At 74.4% G+C, this 16,158-nt stretch carries 19 protein-coding genes; 9 read left to right on the top strand and 10 right to left on the bottom strand.

Annotation, left to right across the window (positions count from 1 at the left end):
• Positions 1–52 precede the first annotated feature (52 nt).
• From ACQ614_RS03160 to ACQ614_RS03140, 5 genes are all read right to left on the bottom strand, one after another.
• A complete protein-coding gene (locus ACQ614_RS03160; protein WP_431676602.1) occupies positions 53–709 on the bottom strand; it encodes a class F sortase in 657 nt (218 codons plus the stop codon).
• A 31-nt stretch (positions 710–740) separates the two neighbouring features.
• The gene (locus ACQ614_RS03155) at positions 741–1,124 is read right to left on the bottom strand and encodes a hypothetical protein (RefSeq protein WP_431676601.1); all 384 of its coding nucleotides are present in this window, start codon (positions 1,122–1,124) and stop codon (positions 741–743) included.
• A gap of 143 nt (positions 1,125–1,267) precedes the next feature.
• Positions 1,268–1,726, bottom strand: coding sequence for an NTP pyrophosphohydrolase (locus tag ACQ614_RS03150; RefSeq protein ID WP_431676600.1), 459 nt, complete (start codon positions 1,724–1,726; stop codon positions 1,268–1,270).
• Between the two features lie 41 nt (positions 1,727–1,767).
• Positions 1,768–2,190, bottom strand: a complete 423-nt coding sequence (locus tag ACQ614_RS03145) for a DUF1801 domain-containing protein (RefSeq protein ID WP_431676599.1) — start codon at positions 2,188–2,190, stop codon at positions 1,768–1,770.
• 66 nt (positions 2,191–2,256) lie between these two features.
• Complete coding sequence (locus ACQ614_RS03140; RefSeq protein ID WP_431676598.1) at positions 2,257–2,916, bottom strand: NADPH-dependent FMN reductase; 660 nt, start codon at positions 2,914–2,916, stop codon at positions 2,257–2,259.
• 210 nt (positions 2,917–3,126) lie between these two features.
• Here ACQ614_RS03140 and ACQ614_RS03135 point away from each other — a divergent pair, with 210 nt between their 5' ends.
• The gene (locus ACQ614_RS03135; protein ID WP_431676597.1) at positions 3,127–3,528 is read left to right on the top strand and encodes a VOC family protein; all 402 of its coding nucleotides are present in this window, start codon (positions 3,127–3,129) and stop codon (positions 3,526–3,528) included.
• 29 nt (positions 3,529–3,557) lie between these two features.
• Here ACQ614_RS03135 and ACQ614_RS03130 read toward each other — a convergent pair whose 3' ends face one another.
• Positions 3,558–4,205, bottom strand: coding sequence for a helix-turn-helix domain-containing protein (locus ACQ614_RS03130; RefSeq protein WP_431676596.1), 648 nt, complete (start codon positions 4,203–4,205; stop codon positions 3,558–3,560).
• Between the two features lie 59 nt (positions 4,206–4,264).
• On the opposite strand from ACQ614_RS03130, the gene ACQ614_RS03125 reads away from it, so the two are divergent.
• The 3 genes from ACQ614_RS03125 to ACQ614_RS03115 are packed head-to-tail and all read left to right on the top strand — an operon-like array spanning position 4,265 to position 6,074.
• Positions 4,265–4,717, top strand: coding sequence for a VOC family protein (locus tag ACQ614_RS03125; protein WP_431676595.1), 453 nt, complete (start codon positions 4,265–4,267; stop codon positions 4,715–4,717).
• Positions 4,714–5,733 (top strand): glutathione synthase, encoded by a 1,020-nt coding sequence (gene gshB / locus ACQ614_RS03120; RefSeq protein ID WP_431676594.1) that lies wholly within the window; start codon positions 4,714–4,716, stop codon positions 5,731–5,733. Before ACQ614_RS03125 ends, gshB begins: the two co-directional genes overlap by 4 nt.
• Positions 5,673–6,074 (top strand): MAPEG family protein, encoded by a 402-nt coding sequence (locus ACQ614_RS03115; protein WP_431676593.1) that lies wholly within the window; start codon positions 5,673–5,675, stop codon positions 6,072–6,074. The genes gshB and ACQ614_RS03115 overlap by 61 nt, the downstream gene beginning before the upstream one ends.
• A gap of 7 nt (positions 6,075–6,081) precedes the next feature.
• On the opposite strand, the gene ACQ614_RS03110 is transcribed toward ACQ614_RS03115, so the two are convergent.
• A complete protein-coding gene (locus ACQ614_RS03110) occupies positions 6,082–7,641 on the bottom strand; it encodes a glycoside hydrolase family 10 protein (protein WP_431676592.1) in 1,560 nt (519 codons plus the stop codon).
• 214 nt (positions 7,642–7,855) lie between these two features.
• Here ACQ614_RS03110 and ACQ614_RS03105 point away from each other — a divergent pair, with 214 nt between their 5' ends.
• From ACQ614_RS03105 to ACQ614_RS03090, 4 genes are all read left to right on the top strand, one after another.
• The gene (locus ACQ614_RS03105) at positions 7,856–8,611 is read left to right on the top strand and encodes an alpha/beta fold hydrolase (protein WP_431676591.1); all 756 of its coding nucleotides are present in this window, start codon (positions 7,856–7,858) and stop codon (positions 8,609–8,611) included.
• A 121-nt stretch (positions 8,612–8,732) separates the two neighbouring features.
• Positions 8,733–9,023 (top strand): hypothetical protein, encoded by a 291-nt coding sequence (locus tag ACQ614_RS03100; RefSeq protein WP_431676590.1) that lies wholly within the window; start codon positions 8,733–8,735, stop codon positions 9,021–9,023.
• A 206-nt stretch (positions 9,024–9,229) separates the two neighbouring features.
• Positions 9,230–10,192, top strand: coding sequence for a DUF4396 domain-containing protein (locus ACQ614_RS03095; RefSeq protein WP_431676589.1), 963 nt, complete (start codon positions 9,230–9,232; stop codon positions 10,190–10,192).
• Between the two features lie 227 nt (positions 10,193–10,419).
• Positions 10,420–11,424 (top strand): aldo/keto reductase family protein, encoded by a 1,005-nt coding sequence (locus ACQ614_RS03090; RefSeq protein ID WP_431676588.1) that lies wholly within the window; start codon positions 10,420–10,422, stop codon positions 11,422–11,424.
• Between the two features lie 76 nt (positions 11,425–11,500).
• Here ACQ614_RS03090 and ACQ614_RS03085 read toward each other — a convergent pair whose 3' ends face one another.
• Complete coding sequence (locus tag ACQ614_RS03085) at positions 11,501–11,794, bottom strand: hypothetical protein (RefSeq protein WP_431676587.1); 294 nt, start codon at positions 11,792–11,794, stop codon at positions 11,501–11,503.
• 199 nt (positions 11,795–11,993) lie between these two features.
• Between ACQ614_RS03085 and ACQ614_RS03080 the strand changes: the two genes are divergently transcribed.
• Entirely contained in the window at positions 11,994–12,977 is a 984-nt protein-coding gene (locus tag ACQ614_RS03080; RefSeq protein ID WP_431676586.1) for a cation diffusion facilitator family transporter, read from the top strand.
• Positions 12,978–13,089: 112 nt separating this feature from the next.
• Here the strand turns inward: ACQ614_RS03080 and pntB are convergent, their stop codons facing one another.
• Both pntB and ACQ614_RS03070 read right to left on the bottom strand, forming a co-directional pair.
• Positions 13,090–14,547 carry a Re/Si-specific NAD(P)(+) transhydrogenase subunit beta gene (pntB, locus tag ACQ614_RS03075; protein ID WP_431676585.1) on the bottom strand — a complete coding sequence of 486 codons (1,458 nt, stop codon included), beginning with the start codon at positions 14,545–14,547 and terminating at the stop codon, positions 13,090–13,092.
• A 3-nt stretch (positions 14,548–14,550) separates the two neighbouring features.
• Positions 14,551–16,110: a Re/Si-specific NAD(P)(+) transhydrogenase subunit alpha gene (locus ACQ614_RS03070; RefSeq protein WP_431676584.1), complete on the bottom strand. Its 1,560-nt coding sequence runs from the start codon at positions 16,108–16,110 to the stop codon at positions 14,551–14,553.
• Positions 16,111–16,158: the final 48 nt, after the last annotated feature.

Raw genomic sequence — 16,158 nt, 5'->3', positions numbered from 1 at the left:
TGGCCTTCCGGCCGCCCTCGGGCGGGCGCGGGAGGGGTTCTGCGGGCACGGTTCACGGAGCGTCGGTCCGGTCCGCGAGGACGACGATGTTGTCGCTGAAGTGCCCGTCGCCCCCGAGCGATCCGCCGCAGGTGACCAGCCTGAGCTGTTCGTCGGGCGTCGCGCCGTACACCAGGTCGGTGGGGAACTGCGCCTTGGGGAACTGCCGCACCGCCCGGACCCTGTACGTCACCGTCAGACCGTCCTCGCGGCGCACCCGGACCACGTCGCCGGGGCGCACCGACGGCAGGAGGTTGAAGACCGCCGAACCCTTGCGCGTCCGGTAGTGGCCGAGCAGGACGGCCGGGCCGCGCTGCCCCGGCCCCGGGCCGTTGCGGTACCAGCCGACCAGCCCGGGCTCGTCCAGCGGCGGGACCTCCACCGTCCCGTCCCGGTTCAGCCCGACGGACCCGACCGGTGCGTCCACCCCGATGCGGGGGATCAGCAGGCGGACGGGCGGCGAGAACGGCAGCTCCGCCGTGCGGGCGGTCCCGGCTCCGGCCGCACTCCCGGTTCCGGCCGGGGCGGCCGTGGGGCCCGGGTCGCCCGGCGGGGGTGCGTCCGGGCCGGTGTACGAGATCCGCACCGGCTCGGCGTCGGGGGCCACCCCCAGGGCCACCGTCCCGAGCCCGAGCGACAGGGCGAGCGCGCCGGCCGACGCGGCCGGCACCCACGAGGGGTGCCGGCCGCGCCGGTTCCGGCTACGCCTGTGCGCTGCCACGCCGGCGGCGGACGACCGCGGTACCGATCCCGGCCGCGCCGGCCAGCGCCAGCGCCGAGCCGAGGACCACCGCGGTCGGCGAGCCGCCGGTGTCCGCCTCACCGGTCTGGGCGCCGCCCCTGGGCACCGCCCCGCTCCTGCGGGTGCCGTCGGGCCCGACGGGCGGCAGGCTCGGGACGGCGCTGGGCCGCGCCCCGGACTCCGCCGGCAGGGTGGGCTCGGCGCTGCGGGTCGCCGTCGGCACCGGCGAGGCCGAAGGACCGTCGGCGAGTGCGGCCCCGCCGGACAGCACCACCGCGGCCACCGCCCCGGCACCGACCAGTGCGGAACGCACCGCGCGGTGCGCGGACGAGGTACGTGACATGAGGATTCCTCCGAGTGCTCACCACTCCCGTTCCGGTGAACGCGAGCTGGTGCGCCACACGCTAGGAACCGCCCCTCACGGCCTGCCGCCGACCGTGTAACAGCCACCGCGCGGTCCCGTAACAGCCTTCGGCCCGGCGGGTCTCAGGCCGGGGCACCTCCCGGCCGGGGCTGCGCCGGCCGGACGGCGCGCGGGCCGACGACGTCGGCACCGAGGGCGGTGACGCGGTCGCGCAGCCCGCGGTCGGCGGTGACGACCAGGCAGTTGCGGTCCGGGTGGTCGGCGAGGGCCGCCCGGACGAGGTCGACGATCCGGTCGTCGCCGCTGCCGGATGCGGAGTCGGCCCGGACCAAAGGCACCGAGGCCACGCCCCGCGCGGCACCCTCGACGACGAGGACCAGCTCCAGCGGCCCGGTGCGCGACCACTCCGGCGCGCCGGAGCGCTCCGCCAGCCCGTCCCGGGCGACGGCCGCCAGCGCATCGCGCAGCCGCTCCGCCGCACCCCTCCGGTCCCGCCACCACCCGTCGGGCACCGAGCCCACCACATTGGCGGCATCCACCAGCACCAGCGGCGCAGTCTCCACGGCCTCGCTCTCCCTCATGGCCCGAAGCCTGCCACGAGGAGGCCGCGGCGGTTGCGGCGTCACGGTGTCACGGTGCGGCCGTTCAGGCGGTCGAAGGCGGCGGCGACCATCTCTGCCAGGGCGTCCCGGTCGACGTCGGCGAGGCGTTTGAGGTAGAGGCAGCCCTTGCCGGTGCTGTGCGGGCCGAGCCTCGCGAGCAGTTCGGTGTGGGGCTCGAAGCCCTCGGCGATGTACAGCACCAGGGCCTGTTTGCGCGGGGCGAGGGCGACGGGCGGCCAGTCGCCCTCGCGGCCGCTGGCGTAGCGGTAGTGGTAGGTGCCGAAGCCGACCATCGCCCCGCCCCACATCCGGGGCGGGGCACCGGTGGCCTCGGCGATCAGGGCGCACAGGGCCTGGGCGTCGGTGCGGCGGCGTTCGTCGGGGACGCCGGCGAGGAAGTCCTCCGGGCTGGCGTCGGTCGGGACGGTCTTCGGCTCACCCATGCCACCAGCATGCCCGTACGGTGCGGGCACCTGATGCGTGCCACGCGGTCCGGCGCGGCCGGGGGATCAGGCCTCGGAGCGTTCGGTGACGGGTGCGTCGGTGCGGTCGCCGAGGAACTCGTACCAGCGGCGCTGCAGGCAGACGTACCGGGTGTCCGCCTCGACCAGGCGGAGGAAGGCGCTCACGGCCTCGGCCAGCCGGGTCTGCAGCCCGGCGTCGGCGAGGTCGCCCTGCTCGGTGAAGCCCTGGTGCGCCCGGGCCAGGCTGAACATGTCCGGGTAGACCCGGGTGCCGAGGTGTTCGAGCGGTACGCGCAGCGCCCACAGCCCGCGGTTGCCGCCCACCATGGACGGGGAGGCGGAGACCAGCAGGGCGTGCTTGGACTTGAACGGCTGCGGCCGGACCCGGGAGACCCAGTCGACGGCGTTCTTCAGCGCGCCCGGCACGGAGGCGTTGTACTCCGGTGCGGCGATGACGAAGCCGTCGCAGGCGGCCAGCCGCTCGCGCAGGGCAAGCGCCCCCGGCGGCAGGCCGGTGTCGGCCTCGACGTCGCCGTCGTAGAGCGGCATGTCGAACTCCCGCAGGCCCGCGAGGTCGACGTCGGCGCCGTCCTCCTCGGCCAGCCGGGCGACCAGTGCCGCCAGCCGGGTGTTGAGCGAGTCGGCGCGCAGCGAGCCGCCGAGGACGAACACCCGCACCGGTCCCGGTCGCTGATCGGTCGTCATGGGCGCCTCCCAGGGCGTGTCGTGAGCAGCGCCCGAGGGCCCGGCCGCTGCTCCGGGCCGCCGTCCGGCCCGGCCTCCATCCTGCCCGGGCAGGCGGGCGCTGCCCGGGAACGGCGGTGGTCACCGGCGGGTGTGTCGCTGCCCCGGGCGGCGTTGCGGCTGAACAAGAATGACGGAGGATCGGCCGACCGGCCGTCGGAGGAGGACGGCGTGGCGGCTTTTCCGACCGAGGGCATGGAACTGACCCGGCTGCTGGTGGTCTCCGACGTCGCCCGCTCCCGCGCGTGGTACGAGGGAGTGCTCGGCGCCGAGGTCGAGCGCGAGTACGAGGGTGCGTGCGTACTGCGGCTCCTGGGCGCCTGGCTGCTGCTGGTGACCGGCGGCGGACCGACCCCGGACAAGCCCACCGTGGTCTTCGGGCCCCCGCTCGACCCGGACCGGGTCAGCGCCGAGACGATCTTCAGGGTGCCGGACTGCTCCGGGGCGTACGAGACGCTGCGGGCGCGCGGCGCGCAGTTCCTCGCCCCGCCGGTGGACCGCGGGTACGAGATCCGGGCCTTCTTCCGCGACCCGGACGGCCACCTCTTCGAGATCAGCGAGCTGACCGGCTGACCCGACGGGGAGGCACACCCCGGCGGGGATCACGCCTGCCCGGTGAGTTCGCGGACGGCGGCGGCCTCCAGCCAGGTCCGGTACCGCTCGGCGCTCCAGCCGCGGTGGCGGCGGAGCAGTTGGTGCATGTGCGGGGAGACCAGGGCGTAGAGGATGTCGGCGGCGGCGGTGGCGTCGAGACCGGGGCGCAGCGAGCCGCGTTCGGCCAGCGACCGGGTGAGCGCCAGGTAGACCTGGTGGGTGGCGGCCGCGCCGGCGTCGGCGGCCGCCCGCATGTCCGGGTCGGCGCCGGCCGCCTCCACACTGACCATGATCAGGTCGCCGGCCCGCTCGAACAGACCGGCGGCGTAGGCGACGGTCTGCGCGATGGCGGCCGCGGCGTCCGGCTCCCGGCGGGAGGCCTGCACCTGGGGGCGGTCGGCCACCCGGACGGGTTCCTCGTCGCCGACCGTCGCCACGCCGAGGGTGTGCCCGAACAGTGCCGCCTTGCTGGGGAAGGCGTCGTACAGCGTCCGCTCGCCGACCCCGGCGGCCCTGGCTACATCCCGCAACTTGGTTGCCACGTAACCCTGTTCGACGAACAGGCGGGCGGCTGACTCCCGGATGCGGGCGCGGGTGGCGGCGGCCGAGGCGGCGCGCCGTTCGGAGTGGTAGGGCCTCTTGACGGAGTCGGACATACCGAGCATCCTAAGCATTATTCACCGCAGTCGAGCTGCGCTGAAATCTGGAGGCTCCCGTGCCCGCACCCTCACTCGCCGGAATCCACCACGTGAAGATCCCGGTCACCGACCTTCCCCGCTCCCGCGCCTGGTACGAGCAGGTCTTCGGCTTCCGGGTGGCGATGGAGTTCCCCGACGCCGACGGCACCGTCCGGGGCGTCGTCGGCGAACTGCCCGGCCTGGGGCGGACGCTGCTCGCCCTGCGGGAGAACCCGCAGGCCGCCGCCGGCTGCCGGGGCTTCGACCCGCTCGGCCTCGCCGTCGACGGCCGGGCGGACGTCGAGGCCTGGGCCGCCCACCTCGACACGCTGGGCATCGCCCACTCGCCGGTCATCGAGGCCTCCATCGGCTGGCTCCTCGTCTTCGGCGACCCCGACGGACTCGAACTGCACCTCTACACCTGGGCGGAGCACGGCGCGGACCACTCCGGCCGCGAGGGCTACGGCCGCCGGGTGGACGCCCCGTCATGAGGATCGCGTTCGTCACCGACCCGCTCGACTCGCTCGACCCCGCCACCGACACCAGCATCGGGCTGATGCACGCGGCCCAGCAGCGCGGCGCCGAGGTCTGGGCGACCGAGGCCCACCTGCTGGAGGCCGTCGGCCACCGCCCGCGGGCCCGCGCCCGCAGACTCCGGCTCGCCGAGCACGGGCCGGAGCCGGCCGCCGCCCGGCCCTGGTACCGGGCCGGCGAGCCGCAGAACGTCCGGCTCGACGAGATGGCCGCCGTGTTCATGCGCACCGAGCCGCCCGTCGACGGCACCTACCTCGCCGCCGCCTTCGTCCTCGACCTGGTCGACCCGGACCGGACGGCACTGGTCAACGACCCCCGAGGGCTGCGGCTGTGCAGCGAGCACCTGTTCCCGCTGCGCTTCCCCGACCTGACACCGCCCACCACCGTCACCGCGGACCCGGCCGCCGTCCGGGCGTTCCTCCGCAGCCACGGGACGGCCGTCCTCAAACCCGTCGACGGCTACGCCGGCCGCGGAGTGCTGCGGCTCGACGAGCACGACCCCAACCTCGCCTCCCTGCTGGAGCTCGGCACCCGGAACGGCACCCGCGCGGTCGTCGCCCAGGCCTTCCTTCCCGAGGTCGCCGACGGCAACAAACGGATCTTCCTGGTCGACGGCGAACCCGTCGCCGCCGTCCACCGCTACCCGGCCGACGGCGACTTCCGGATCGGCCCGCCCGGCGCCGAAGCCGCCCTCACCGCACGCGACCGGCAGATCTGCGCCCGGATCGGCCCCGAACTGCGCCGCCTCGGGCTGCGGACGGCCGGGCTCGACGTCATCGGCCGCCACCTCATCGAGGTGAACGTCACCAGCCCGGGCGCGCTCCGCAAGGCCGACACCCTGCTCGGCTGGTCCCTCTGCGCCGACCTGCTGGACACCGTCCTCCGTACGCCCTGCCCGAAGGAGCCACCGACATGCCCGTCGCCATCGCCTGCACCGCCGTCCTCGGCGCGCTGCTCTTCCTCCTCGGCCTGAACGTCTCCCGCATGCGGGGCGCCACCGCCAGGGCCGGCGGTTCGCAGCTGCCCACCGACCCGGCCGACCGCCTGTTCATCGCGATCCGCGCCCACGGCAACGCCGCCGAGTACATCCCCACCCTGATCGTCCTGTTCCTGCTGCTCGGCGCCAGATCCCCGGGCCCGCTGGCAGCGGTCCTCACCGTCGGCGCCACCGCCGCCAGGCTGCTGCACGCCTGGGGCATGCTCACCGCGCCCTCCCTCGCCGCCCGGTCGGGGTTCCGCGTCAGCGGGGCCGTCGGCACCTACGCCTTCGGCGTCGCCCTGGCCGTGGCCGCCCTCGCCTCGATCTGGCGGTGACACGCCGTCACACCGCGGGGAAGCGGAGGGGCCGGCCGGTCGCGCTCTCGCGGCCGGCGCGGTCGACGGCCGTGGCGGCGTACCAGGATGCGGACGAGCCGGCCGGCGGACGGTACCGGTCGACGGAGAGTGCGGGGAGCAGGGCGGCGAGGCGGTCGGGGTCGGCCGGCGGGTGCGGGCCCGGGTCGGCGTCGTACGCATAGACGGCGTACTGGAACGGGTGCGGGCGCCCGGGGCGGGGCCACGGGGCGACCTGCAGGCCCTGCCCGTCGGGGGAGGCGCGCAGCTCCGGCGCCGCGGGCGGTGCGGTGCGGGCGAGCCTCGGCAGCAGCGGGACGAGCGCGGGCCGGGACCAGTGGTCGGCCGCCAGCTGCCGGATGGCGCCGATGCGGTCGGTGCGGGCGCTGCGGGCACTGAAGAAGACGTCCCCGCCGATCTGCGGGACGGTGGCGTTGAGCGCGAGGTGGCGGGAGAGCTCCGCCGGGTCCTGCCAGGGGGCCGGGCGCCCCGGGGCACCCGGGCGGGAGGCGGACTGGCCGATCCACAACTGGGTGTCGGTGCCGTCCGTCTGCGCCGCCCACCACCGGGCGAGGACGGCGTAGTCGGCGATGGCGAAGCCGATGTGCCAGTACAGCTGGGGTGCGATGTAGTCGACCCAGCCCTTGCGGACCCAGCCGCGGGAGTCGCAGAACTGCGCGTCGTACGACTGCAGCGCGGTGGTCGCCGAGCCGGCCGGGTCGGTGGACCTGTTGCGCCAGACACCGAAGGGGGCGATGCCGTAGGCGGCATCCGGCCTGGCGGCCCGTACCCGGTCGCGGAGCTGCCGGACGGTCAGGTCGATGTTGTCGCGCCGCCAGGCCGCCCGGTCGGTGAAGCCGCGGCCGTGGGCGGCGAAGGCCGCATCGTCGGGGAAGCCCCGGCCGTCCGGCGCCGGATACGGGTAGAAGTAGTCGTCGATGTGGACGCCGTCGACCTCGTAGCGGGTCACGGCGTCCATCACGGCGTCCAGGACGAACTCCCGCACCGCGGGGATGCCGGGGTCGTAGTAGAGCTCGCCGTCGAAGGCCACCGTCCAGTCCGGGTTGCGCCGCGCCGGATGGTCCGCCACCAGGCGGCCCGGGTCGGTGTGGATCGCGATCCGGAAGGGGTTGAACCAGGCGTGGAAGGCCAGCCCGCGGAGGTGCGAAGCCTCGATCATGAAGGCCAGCGGGTTCCAGCCCGGGTCCTGCCCCTGAGTGCCGGTCAGCCACTGCGACCAGGGTTCGAAGGGGGACGGCCACAGCGCGTCGGCGGTCGGGCGGACCTGGACGAACACCGCGTTGAAACCGGTCGCCACGGCCGCATCCAGCATCGAGACGAAGTCCGCCTGCATCTGCTCGGTGCCGAGCCGTCTGCGGGCGGGCCAGTCCGTGTGGTTCAGGCAGGCGATCCACAGGCCGCGCATCTGCCGCTTGACGGCGCGTGGACTGCCTGCGGCCGGGAGCGCGGCGGTACCGGCGACGGCGGCCGCCGCGAGCAGGGCCAGGAACTCACGGCGCCCCGGGCGCCGCACCCACGGCACGTCCATCCATCCGCTCCAAGGCACTCGGCCGACGACTGGGATTGCGCAGTTCCCCGCGCCCCTCGTGGGCTTTCCGCGGGGCGCCGGAGGGTCCCTCGAAGGAGGTCGGGGATGCCGCCGAATGCGCGGCGCGCGGATGGCGCGATCGGTTCTGGCGTCGGGCGGGTGGCCGGGTGGGATGATCGACCGGTCCGGCATCATCACGCAGAGGGAGCATGCGATGGCTATCGGTCACCGAACCGTCGGAAACGGTCCGCACAAGGTCCTCGTGCTGCACGACTGGTTCGGCAGCAGCGCGGGCTGGGGAGGGTTCCTCGACATCCTGGAGCCGGACGAGTTCGGCTACGCCTTCCTCGACTACCGCGGGTACGGCGAACGGATCACGGTGGACGGCGAGTTCACGCTCGCCGAGATCGCCGCCGACGCCCTGCGGCTGGCGGACGAGCTCGGCTGGGACACCTTCTCGCTGGTCGGGCACTCGATGGGCGGCAAGGCGGCCCAGCGGATCCTCGCCGAGGCGCCGACCCGGGTGCGCAAGCTGGCCGGCGTGGCGCCCGTCCCGGCGAGCGCCTTCCCGCTGGAGGGCGAGGCGTACGACCTGTTCCACGGCGCCGTGCAGTATCCGGCCAACCGCAGGGCCATCCTCGACATGGTCACCGGCAACCGCGCCTGCGGCCGCTGGCTGGACCGGATGACCGCCCGTTCGGTGACCGGTTCCCGGCCGGAGGCCTTCGCCGGCTACCTGGAGGAGTGGACGACGCAGGACTTCGCCGCGAAGGTGGCGGGCAGCACGCTGCCGGTCGGCGTCTTCGTCGGCGAGCACGACCCGGCGCTCTCCGCCGAGGTGATGCGCGGCACCTGGCTCACCCACTACCCGAACGCCGAGCTCACCGTGCTCGCCAACAGCGGGCACTACCCGATGTACGAGGTCCCGGTGGCGCTCGCGACCGCCCTGGAGGCCTTCCTGCGGACGTGACCGAACCGCCGCCGCCGGGGCACGGCCGGGCCCCGGCGGCGGCCCGTCGGATTGTCAGTACCCCCGCCTAACATGGGATTTGTCAGCGAGCGCCCCCAACCACCGCACCAGGAGGTCGTCGATGTCCGCTGCCCTGTCCACCCGCCGCACGCCCACTGCCCGAGGAGCCCGGACCGTCCGCCGGTCCGGCCCGCCCGCCGTCCGACCCCTGCCGCCCGGGATGCCCCGCGAGTGGTACGTCGACCACAACCGCCGGCTGAAGGCCATGCGCCTGGCCGTCGTCCTGCTGGACTCCGGGGTGTACCTGCCCCAGCACGCCACCAACCGCCGAATCCGCGCGCTCGCCGTCCGCCTCGGCATCCACCGGCCGTCCGCCATCACCTGCCGGGCCGTGCGCGCCCTGCTGGTGTAGCGGCTGACGATCCGTCGGGTACGGGGGCGCGCACCGCCGCGCCCCTGTACCCGGGTCGCACCGGTTCCGGGTCGCCGAACGGGTGAGGCCGCACCGCCGACCGGTCGAGTCCCGGGTACGCCGGGCGGGCCGCACGGCGCTCCGGCGGGCACGATGGCTCCCTTCGGGAGTCGTCTCCCGAACCGACCGGGAGGCGGAGGCACGCGGTGGACCACCTGGCGACGGCCGGCGGAGTGGGCGGCAGCACGGCGGAAGCCCTGATGTACGCCTGGTTCGTGCTCGTTCTGCTGTCGGCGGCCTACGTGGCCCACGACGCGTTCACCGTGAACCCGGAACTGACCGTGATGAAGTGGGGCTGGGTGCTGGTGACCCTGTACATCGGCCCGGTCGGCGCCGCCTTCTACGTGCTGTCCTGCAAGGAGCCGCGGCCGGGCACCCACGAGCGCTTCGTGGCGCCGCTGTGGAAACAGGCGTTCGGGTCCACCGTCCACTGCGTCGCGGGCGACGCCACCGGCATCATGGCCGCCGCCGTGCTGGCCTCGCTGATCGGGCTTCCCCCGTGGGCGGACAGCCTGGTCGAGTACGCCCTGGGCTTCGGGTTCGGCCTGCTGGTCTTCCAGGCGCTCTTCATGCGCGACATGCTCGGCGGCAACTACCTCAAGGCCGTGCGCTCGACCGTGGTCGCCGAGTGGCTGTCGATGAACTGCGTGATGGGCGCCATGGTGGCCGTGATCGTCATCGTCCGCAGCCATGTGCCGGGGGCCGACGACGTGGCCGACGTACGGTTCTGGGCCCTGTTCTCGCTCGCCGTGGGGGCCGGGCTCGCCTGCGCCTACCCGGTCAACGTGTGGCTGGTCGCCAACCACCTGAAGCACGGGATGGGCACGGTGCGCGTCCTCGGCAAGGGCGGGGAGCCGATCCCCGTACCGGCGCCCGCCCACGGCCCTGCTGCGGCGCAGCACTCCGCAGCAGGGCACGGCTCGCCGTCCGGCCACGACCCGGCGCCGGTGGGCACGCCGAACCCCGGAGGCGCCGCGCCGGACGGCATGGCGGCCGCCGTGCACCAGAGCGAGGTGACGCGTGAGCAGGTCACCGCCGTGGCCGTGCTGACCCTGGTCTTCCTCGCCTCGGGAGTGCTGCTCGCCGGCATCTTCGGACACCTGAGCTGACGGCCGCGCCCCAGGGCCGACCGCGCCGTCCCGGGCGGTATCAGGAAGCTGCGCCGTCACAGGGCCGCCACGGTGGCCGCCGCCACGGCACCGACCGGGAGCGAGGCCGCCGCGAGCACCGGGTACGCGTACTCCCGCAGGCCGGGCCGTCCGGCTGTCGTACGGCGCGCACGGGGCTCCGCCGGGGCATGATCGGAGCTGGTAGCCCCGCGGAGAGGACCTGCACCATGGAGTTCCGCCACCTGGGCCGCAGCGGCCTGGTCGTCAGCGAGATCGCCTACGGCAACTGGCTCACCCACGGTTCGCAGGTGGCCGAGGAGACCGCCGCGGCCTGCATCCGCGCCGCCCTCGACGCCGGCATCACCACCTTCGACACCGCGGACGTGTACGCCGAGACCCGGGCCGAGTCCGTGCTCGGCCGCGCCCTGAGGGGCGAGCGCCGGGAGGGCGTCGAGATCCTCACCAAGGTGTACTGGCCCACCGGGCCCGGCCGCAACGACAGCGGGCTGGGCCGCAAGCACATCCTGGAGGCCGTCGACGGGTCGCTGCGCCGCCTGCAGACCGACTACGTCGATGTGTACCAGGCGCACCGCTACGACCACTCCACGCCGCTCGAGGAGACCATGGAGGCCTTCGCCGACGTGGTGCGCTCCGGCAAGGCCCTGTACATCGGCGTCTCCGAGTGGACGGCGGAGCAGATCCGCGACGCGCACGCGCTCGCCCGCGAGCTGCGGGTGCCGTTCGTCTCCAGCCAGCCGCAGTACAGCGCCCTGTGGCGGGTGATCGAGGCCGAGGTGGTGCCGGTGTGCGAGGAGCTCGGCATCGGCCAGGTCGTCTGGTCGCCGGTCGCCCAGGGCGTGCTCACCGGGAAGTACCTGCCGGGTGCCGAGCCGCCGTCCGGCTCCCGGGCCACCGACGAGAAGGGCGGCGCGGACTACGTCGCCCGGTGGATGCGGCCGGACGTCCTGGAGCGCGTCCAGCGGCTGCGCCCGCTGGCGGAGGGGGCCGGGCTCAGCATGGCCCAGCTCGCCGTGGCGTGGGTGCTGCAGAACCGGAACGTCGCCGCCGCGATCATCGGCGCCTCCCGCCCCGGGCAGGTCGCGGAGAACGCCGCCGCGGCCGGTGTCCGGCTGGACCCGGGCCTGCTCGAGGCCATGGACGAGATCCTGGCCCCGGTCGCCATGACCGACCCGGCCCGGACGGCCGACCGCTCCCCGACGGCCCGCCCCTGACCGGCCCGCCCCTGACCGGGCCGGGGCCGACGGCGCGGGCGGGCCCTGCGCCGTCGGCCCCGTGGCGCCGGTGCGGTCAGAACGCGATGTGCGGCAGCGGGTCGGGGGCGGGGCCGTCCAGCAGCCCGGCCAGCGGGTCGTCCGCGGTGCCTGCGTCGGCGAGGCAGGGGAGGTCCTGCACCGGAGCGAGCGCCGACACGTCCTGGACCCCGACCTGGAGGGCGGCGACGGCCTGCTGGAGGCCCATCTGGGCGATGTCCGCGCAGGTCGCCGCCGCACGGGGCGCCGGCCGGCCCGCGGCTGCGGCGGCCGGAGCGGCCGGCACCAGGGCGACGGCCGCCAGGGCGGTGACGGCAACTGTCTTGATCATGGCTTCTCCCTCGGTGGGAAGCGTCGTGAGGACCGTCGGCGGTGCCGCCGGCCGTAGGCGACGGGCAGATCCGCGCCGACTCCGATCGTTTCCACCCGGCCGGTCCCGCCCCCGCGCCCGCCCCGGAGTTACCGCCGACGGCGGACACCCGGCCGTGCGGACGGGGTGCACATTCCGCCGGGCGGGACAGACTCCTGCTGTGGACCTCCGAACCGACCAGCCCGTGGAGGCCGGTGCACCGCAGTCCGGCGGGAACGCCGAGAGCACCGTCACCGTGATCGTCGCCGGTCTGTGCAACCTCGGTGTCGCCGTCGCCAAGGCGGTCGCGGGGCTGGTGAGCGGCTCAGGCGCGATGCTGTCCGAGGCCGCGCACTCGCTCGCCGACACCGTCACCGAGGTGCTGCTCTTCCTGAGCCTCAAGCGCAGCTCCCGGCCCGCCGACGACGCCCACCCCTTCGGCTACGGGCGGGAGCGGTACGTCTGGGCGCTGCTCGCCTCGTTCGCGACCTTCATCGGCGGAGCCGTCTTCTCCGTGACCGACGGGGTGCGGACCCTGCTGCACGGCGAGGACCTGGGCAGCCCGCTGGCCTCGTACCTGGTGCTGGCCGTGGCCTTCCTGCTGGAGTCGGTGTCGCTGGCGCGGACGGCCCGCCAGGTCCGCGGCGAGGCGGGCCGGCTGGGGGTGTCCGGCGGCCGGTACCTGCGGCGCACCCCCGACACCGCGGTCAAGGCCGTCTTCCTGGAGGACGTCGCCGCGCTGATCGGCCTGGTGCTGGCCTTCGGCGGCGTGCTCGGCACCGAACTGACCGGCGACTCGGCCTGGGACGGCGCGGCCTCGCTGCTGATCGGCGCCCTGCTGGCCTGGGTGGCCGTGGTGCTGGCCCGGGCCAACGCCTCACTGCTGATCGGCCGGGCCCTGCCGCAGACCGCCGAGGACCGGATCTCCGCCACCCTGCGGGAGCAGCCGCAGGTCCGGCAGGTGGTCGAACTGGTCACCCTGGTCAGCGGCCCGCAGGACGTCCTGGTCGCGGCCAAGGTGGCGTTCCGGGAACCGGCCACCGCGCGGGACGTGGAGCGTGCCTGCGAAGAGGCCGAGCGGGCGATCCGCGCGGCCCACCCCGCCGTGGTCCGCGTCTACCTGGACCCGACCCCCGGGCAGGCGGCCGACCGGCTGACCGGCTGACCGGGGCGCCGTGGGTACCGGAAACCGCGCGAGGCGGGAGGAACGGTGCCGTTCCTCCCGCCTCGCGGGTACTCCGCCCACCTGCGCGGCCACCGGTGGCAGCCGGCGGCCGTCAGGCGACGGCGGTGGTGCGCCGTTCGGCCGGGGCCTGGGGCGCCTCCGCCTGCAGGGCCTGCAGGATGCTCTCGACGGTCTGCTTGGCGTCGCCGAACAGCATGCTGCTGTTCTCGCGGAAGAACAGCGGGTTCTGCACGCCCGCGTAGCCGGACGCCATGGACCGCTTGAAGACGATCACATGACCGGCCTCCCACACCCGCAGCACGGGCATGCCCGCGATCGGGCTCGCCGGGTCCTCCGTCGCCGCCGGGTTGACGGTGTCGTTCGCACCGATCACGAGGACCACCGAGGTCTCGGTGAAGTCGTCGTTGATCTCGTCCATCTCCAGCACGATGTCGTACGGCACCCGTGCCTCGGCGAGCAGCACGTTCATGTGGCCGGGCAGGCGGCCCGCCACCGGGTGCACGCCGAAGCGGACCTCCACACCGCGCTCGCGCAGCACCCGGGTCAGCTCCGCGACCGGGTGCTGGGCCTGGGCCACCGCCATGCCGTAGCCGGGCGTGATGACCACCGAGGTGGCGTCGGCCAGCATCCGGGCCGTCTCGTGGGCGCTGGTCTCCCGGTGCTCGCCCTGCTCCGCGTCCTGCGCGGCGGGCGCCTCGATGCCGAAGCCGCCGGCGATGACGGACAGGAAGGACCGGTTCATCGCCTTGCACATGATGTACGACAGGTAGGCACCGGAGGAGCCGACCAGCGCACCCGTGACGATGAGCAGGTTGTTGTTCAGCAGGAAGCCGGCCGCGGCCGCGGCCCAGCCCGAGTAGCTGTTCAGCATGGAGACCACCACCGGCATGTCGCCGCCGCCGATCGAGGCGACCAGGTGCCAGCCCAGGAGCAGAGCCAGCAGCGTCACCGCGATCATCAGGCCGAGGCTCGGGCTGATCGTGAACCACACCGTCAGCGCCACGAACGCCACCAGCGCCGCGACGTTGAGCGCGTTCTTGCCCGGCAGCATCAGCGGGCTCGACTTGATCCGCGCCGACAGCTTCAGGTAGGCGACGATCGAGCCGGTGAAGGTGACCGCACCGATGAAGATGCCGATGAACACCTCCGCGTGGTGGATGCGCAGCAGGTCCGACCCGATCAGGGTCTGCGCCGCGCCGTGCCGCTCCACCTCCAGGTAGCTGTTCCAGCCCACCAGCACCGCGGCCAGGCCGACGAAGCTGTGCAGCACGGCGATCAGCTCGGGCATCTGCGTCATCTCGACGCGGCGTGCCCGCCACAGGCCGACCGCCCCGCCGGCGGCCATGGCGACCACGATCAGGGACACCGCGGCCGCCGACACGTCGTGCGCCGCGACCACGGCGGTGGCCACGAGCGCCAGCGCCATGCCGGCGATGCCGTAGGCCACACCGGCCCGCGAGGTGCGGTGCTGGGAGAGCCCGGCGAGGCTGAGGATGAACAGGAGGGCGGCAACGAGGTCGGCGGCGTGCGCGGCCGTCGTGTACGTCATCGGTCATCGGCCTTTCGAGAACATGCCGAGCATGCGGCGGGTGACGGCGAAGCCTCCGAAGATGTTCACGCTCGTCAGCAGGATCGCCACGAAGGCCAGCACGGTGACGAGCGCGCTCTCGTGGCCGATCTGCAGCAGCGCGCCGATGACGACGATCCCGGAGATCGCGTTGGTGACCGACATCAGCGGAGTGTGCAGGGCGTGGTGCACCTTGCCGATCACGTAGTAGCCGATCACCACCGCCAGCGTGAACACCGTGAAGTTCTCCGCCAGCTGCGCCGGGGCGAAGGCGATCAGCAGGAACAGCGCCAGCATGCCGAGGCCGATCAGCCCGAAGCGCGCCGCCACGGACAGCCTGGGCTTCTCGGGCGCGGCCGGTGCCGGTGCGGCGGCCGGTGCGGCGGCGGGCGCCGCGGACACCTGGACGGGCGGCGGCGGCCAGGTCAGCTCGCCGTCGCGGACGATCGTCACCGAGCGCTGGACCACGTCCTCGAAGTCGATCACCAGCCGGCCGTCCTTGCCGGGCGTGAGCAGCTTCAGCAGGTTGACCAGGTTGGTGCCGAACAGCTGCGAGGCCTGGGCCGGCAGCCGGGAGGCGAGATCGGTGTAGCCGATGAGCGTCACGCCGTTGTCGGTGACGACCACGCGGCCGGCGACGGTGCCCTCCACGTTGCCGCCCTGGGCGGCCGCCATGTCGACGATCACGCTGCCCGGCTTCATCGAGGCGACCTGCTCGGCGGTGATCAGCCGCGGCGCCGGACGGCCCGGGATCAGCGCGGTGGTGATGACGATGTCCACGTCCGCGGTCTGCCGGCCGTACAGCTCCGCGGCCGCCCGGTCGTAGTCCGCCGAGGTGGCCTTGGCGTAGCCGTCGGTGCTGCGCTCCTGCTCGACGTCGACCGGCAGGAACTCACCGCCCAGCGACTTCACCTGGTCGGCGACCTCGGGCCGCGGGTCGGTGGCGCGGACCACCGCTCCCAGGCTGCTCGCCGCGCCGATCGCGGCGAGGCCGGCCACGCCGGCACCGGCGACCAGGACCTTCGCCGGCGGGACCTTGCCCGCGGCGGTGACCTGCCCGGTGAAGAACCTGCCGAAGACGTGCGCGGCCTCGATGACGGCCCGGTAGCCGGCGATGTTCGCCATCGAGCTGAGCACGTCCATCGACTGCGCCCGGGAGATCCGCGGCACCGCGTCGAGCGCGAGCACCGTGATCCGGCGCGCCGAGAGGCGCTCGAGCAGCTCGGGGTTCTGGGCCGGGCCGATCAGGCCGACCAGGGTCGCGCCGTCGCGCAGCCGGGCGATCTCCTCGGCGGACGGGGCGTTGACCTTGAGCACGAGGTCCGCCTGCCAGGCGTCGCCGATGGCGGCACCCGCGTCGAGGTAGGTGTCGTCGGTGAACCCCGAGGCCGAGCCGGCGCCCGACTCGACGACGACGTCGTAGCCCAGGGCGAGCAGCTGACGCACCGTGGCCGGTGTCGCCGCGACCCGCGTCTCCCCGGTGGCGGACTCGGCCACCACACCGAGGGTCTGGGGCGGGGGCTGGGCCGGTTCTTCAGCAGGCATGGCAGGTGTCTCCCTTGTCGGAGGCGCAGCTGTGGGCAGGCAGAACGC

Origin of the sequence: Kitasatospora dryopteridis (assembly GCF_050749075.1) — a bacterium.
Classification (GTDB): domain Bacteria; phylum Actinomycetota; class Actinomycetes; order Streptomycetales; family Streptomycetaceae; genus Kitasatospora.
The sequence above is the reverse complement of the archived record's forward strand: the minus strand, read 5'-3'. Positions and strand labels throughout refer to the sequence as shown.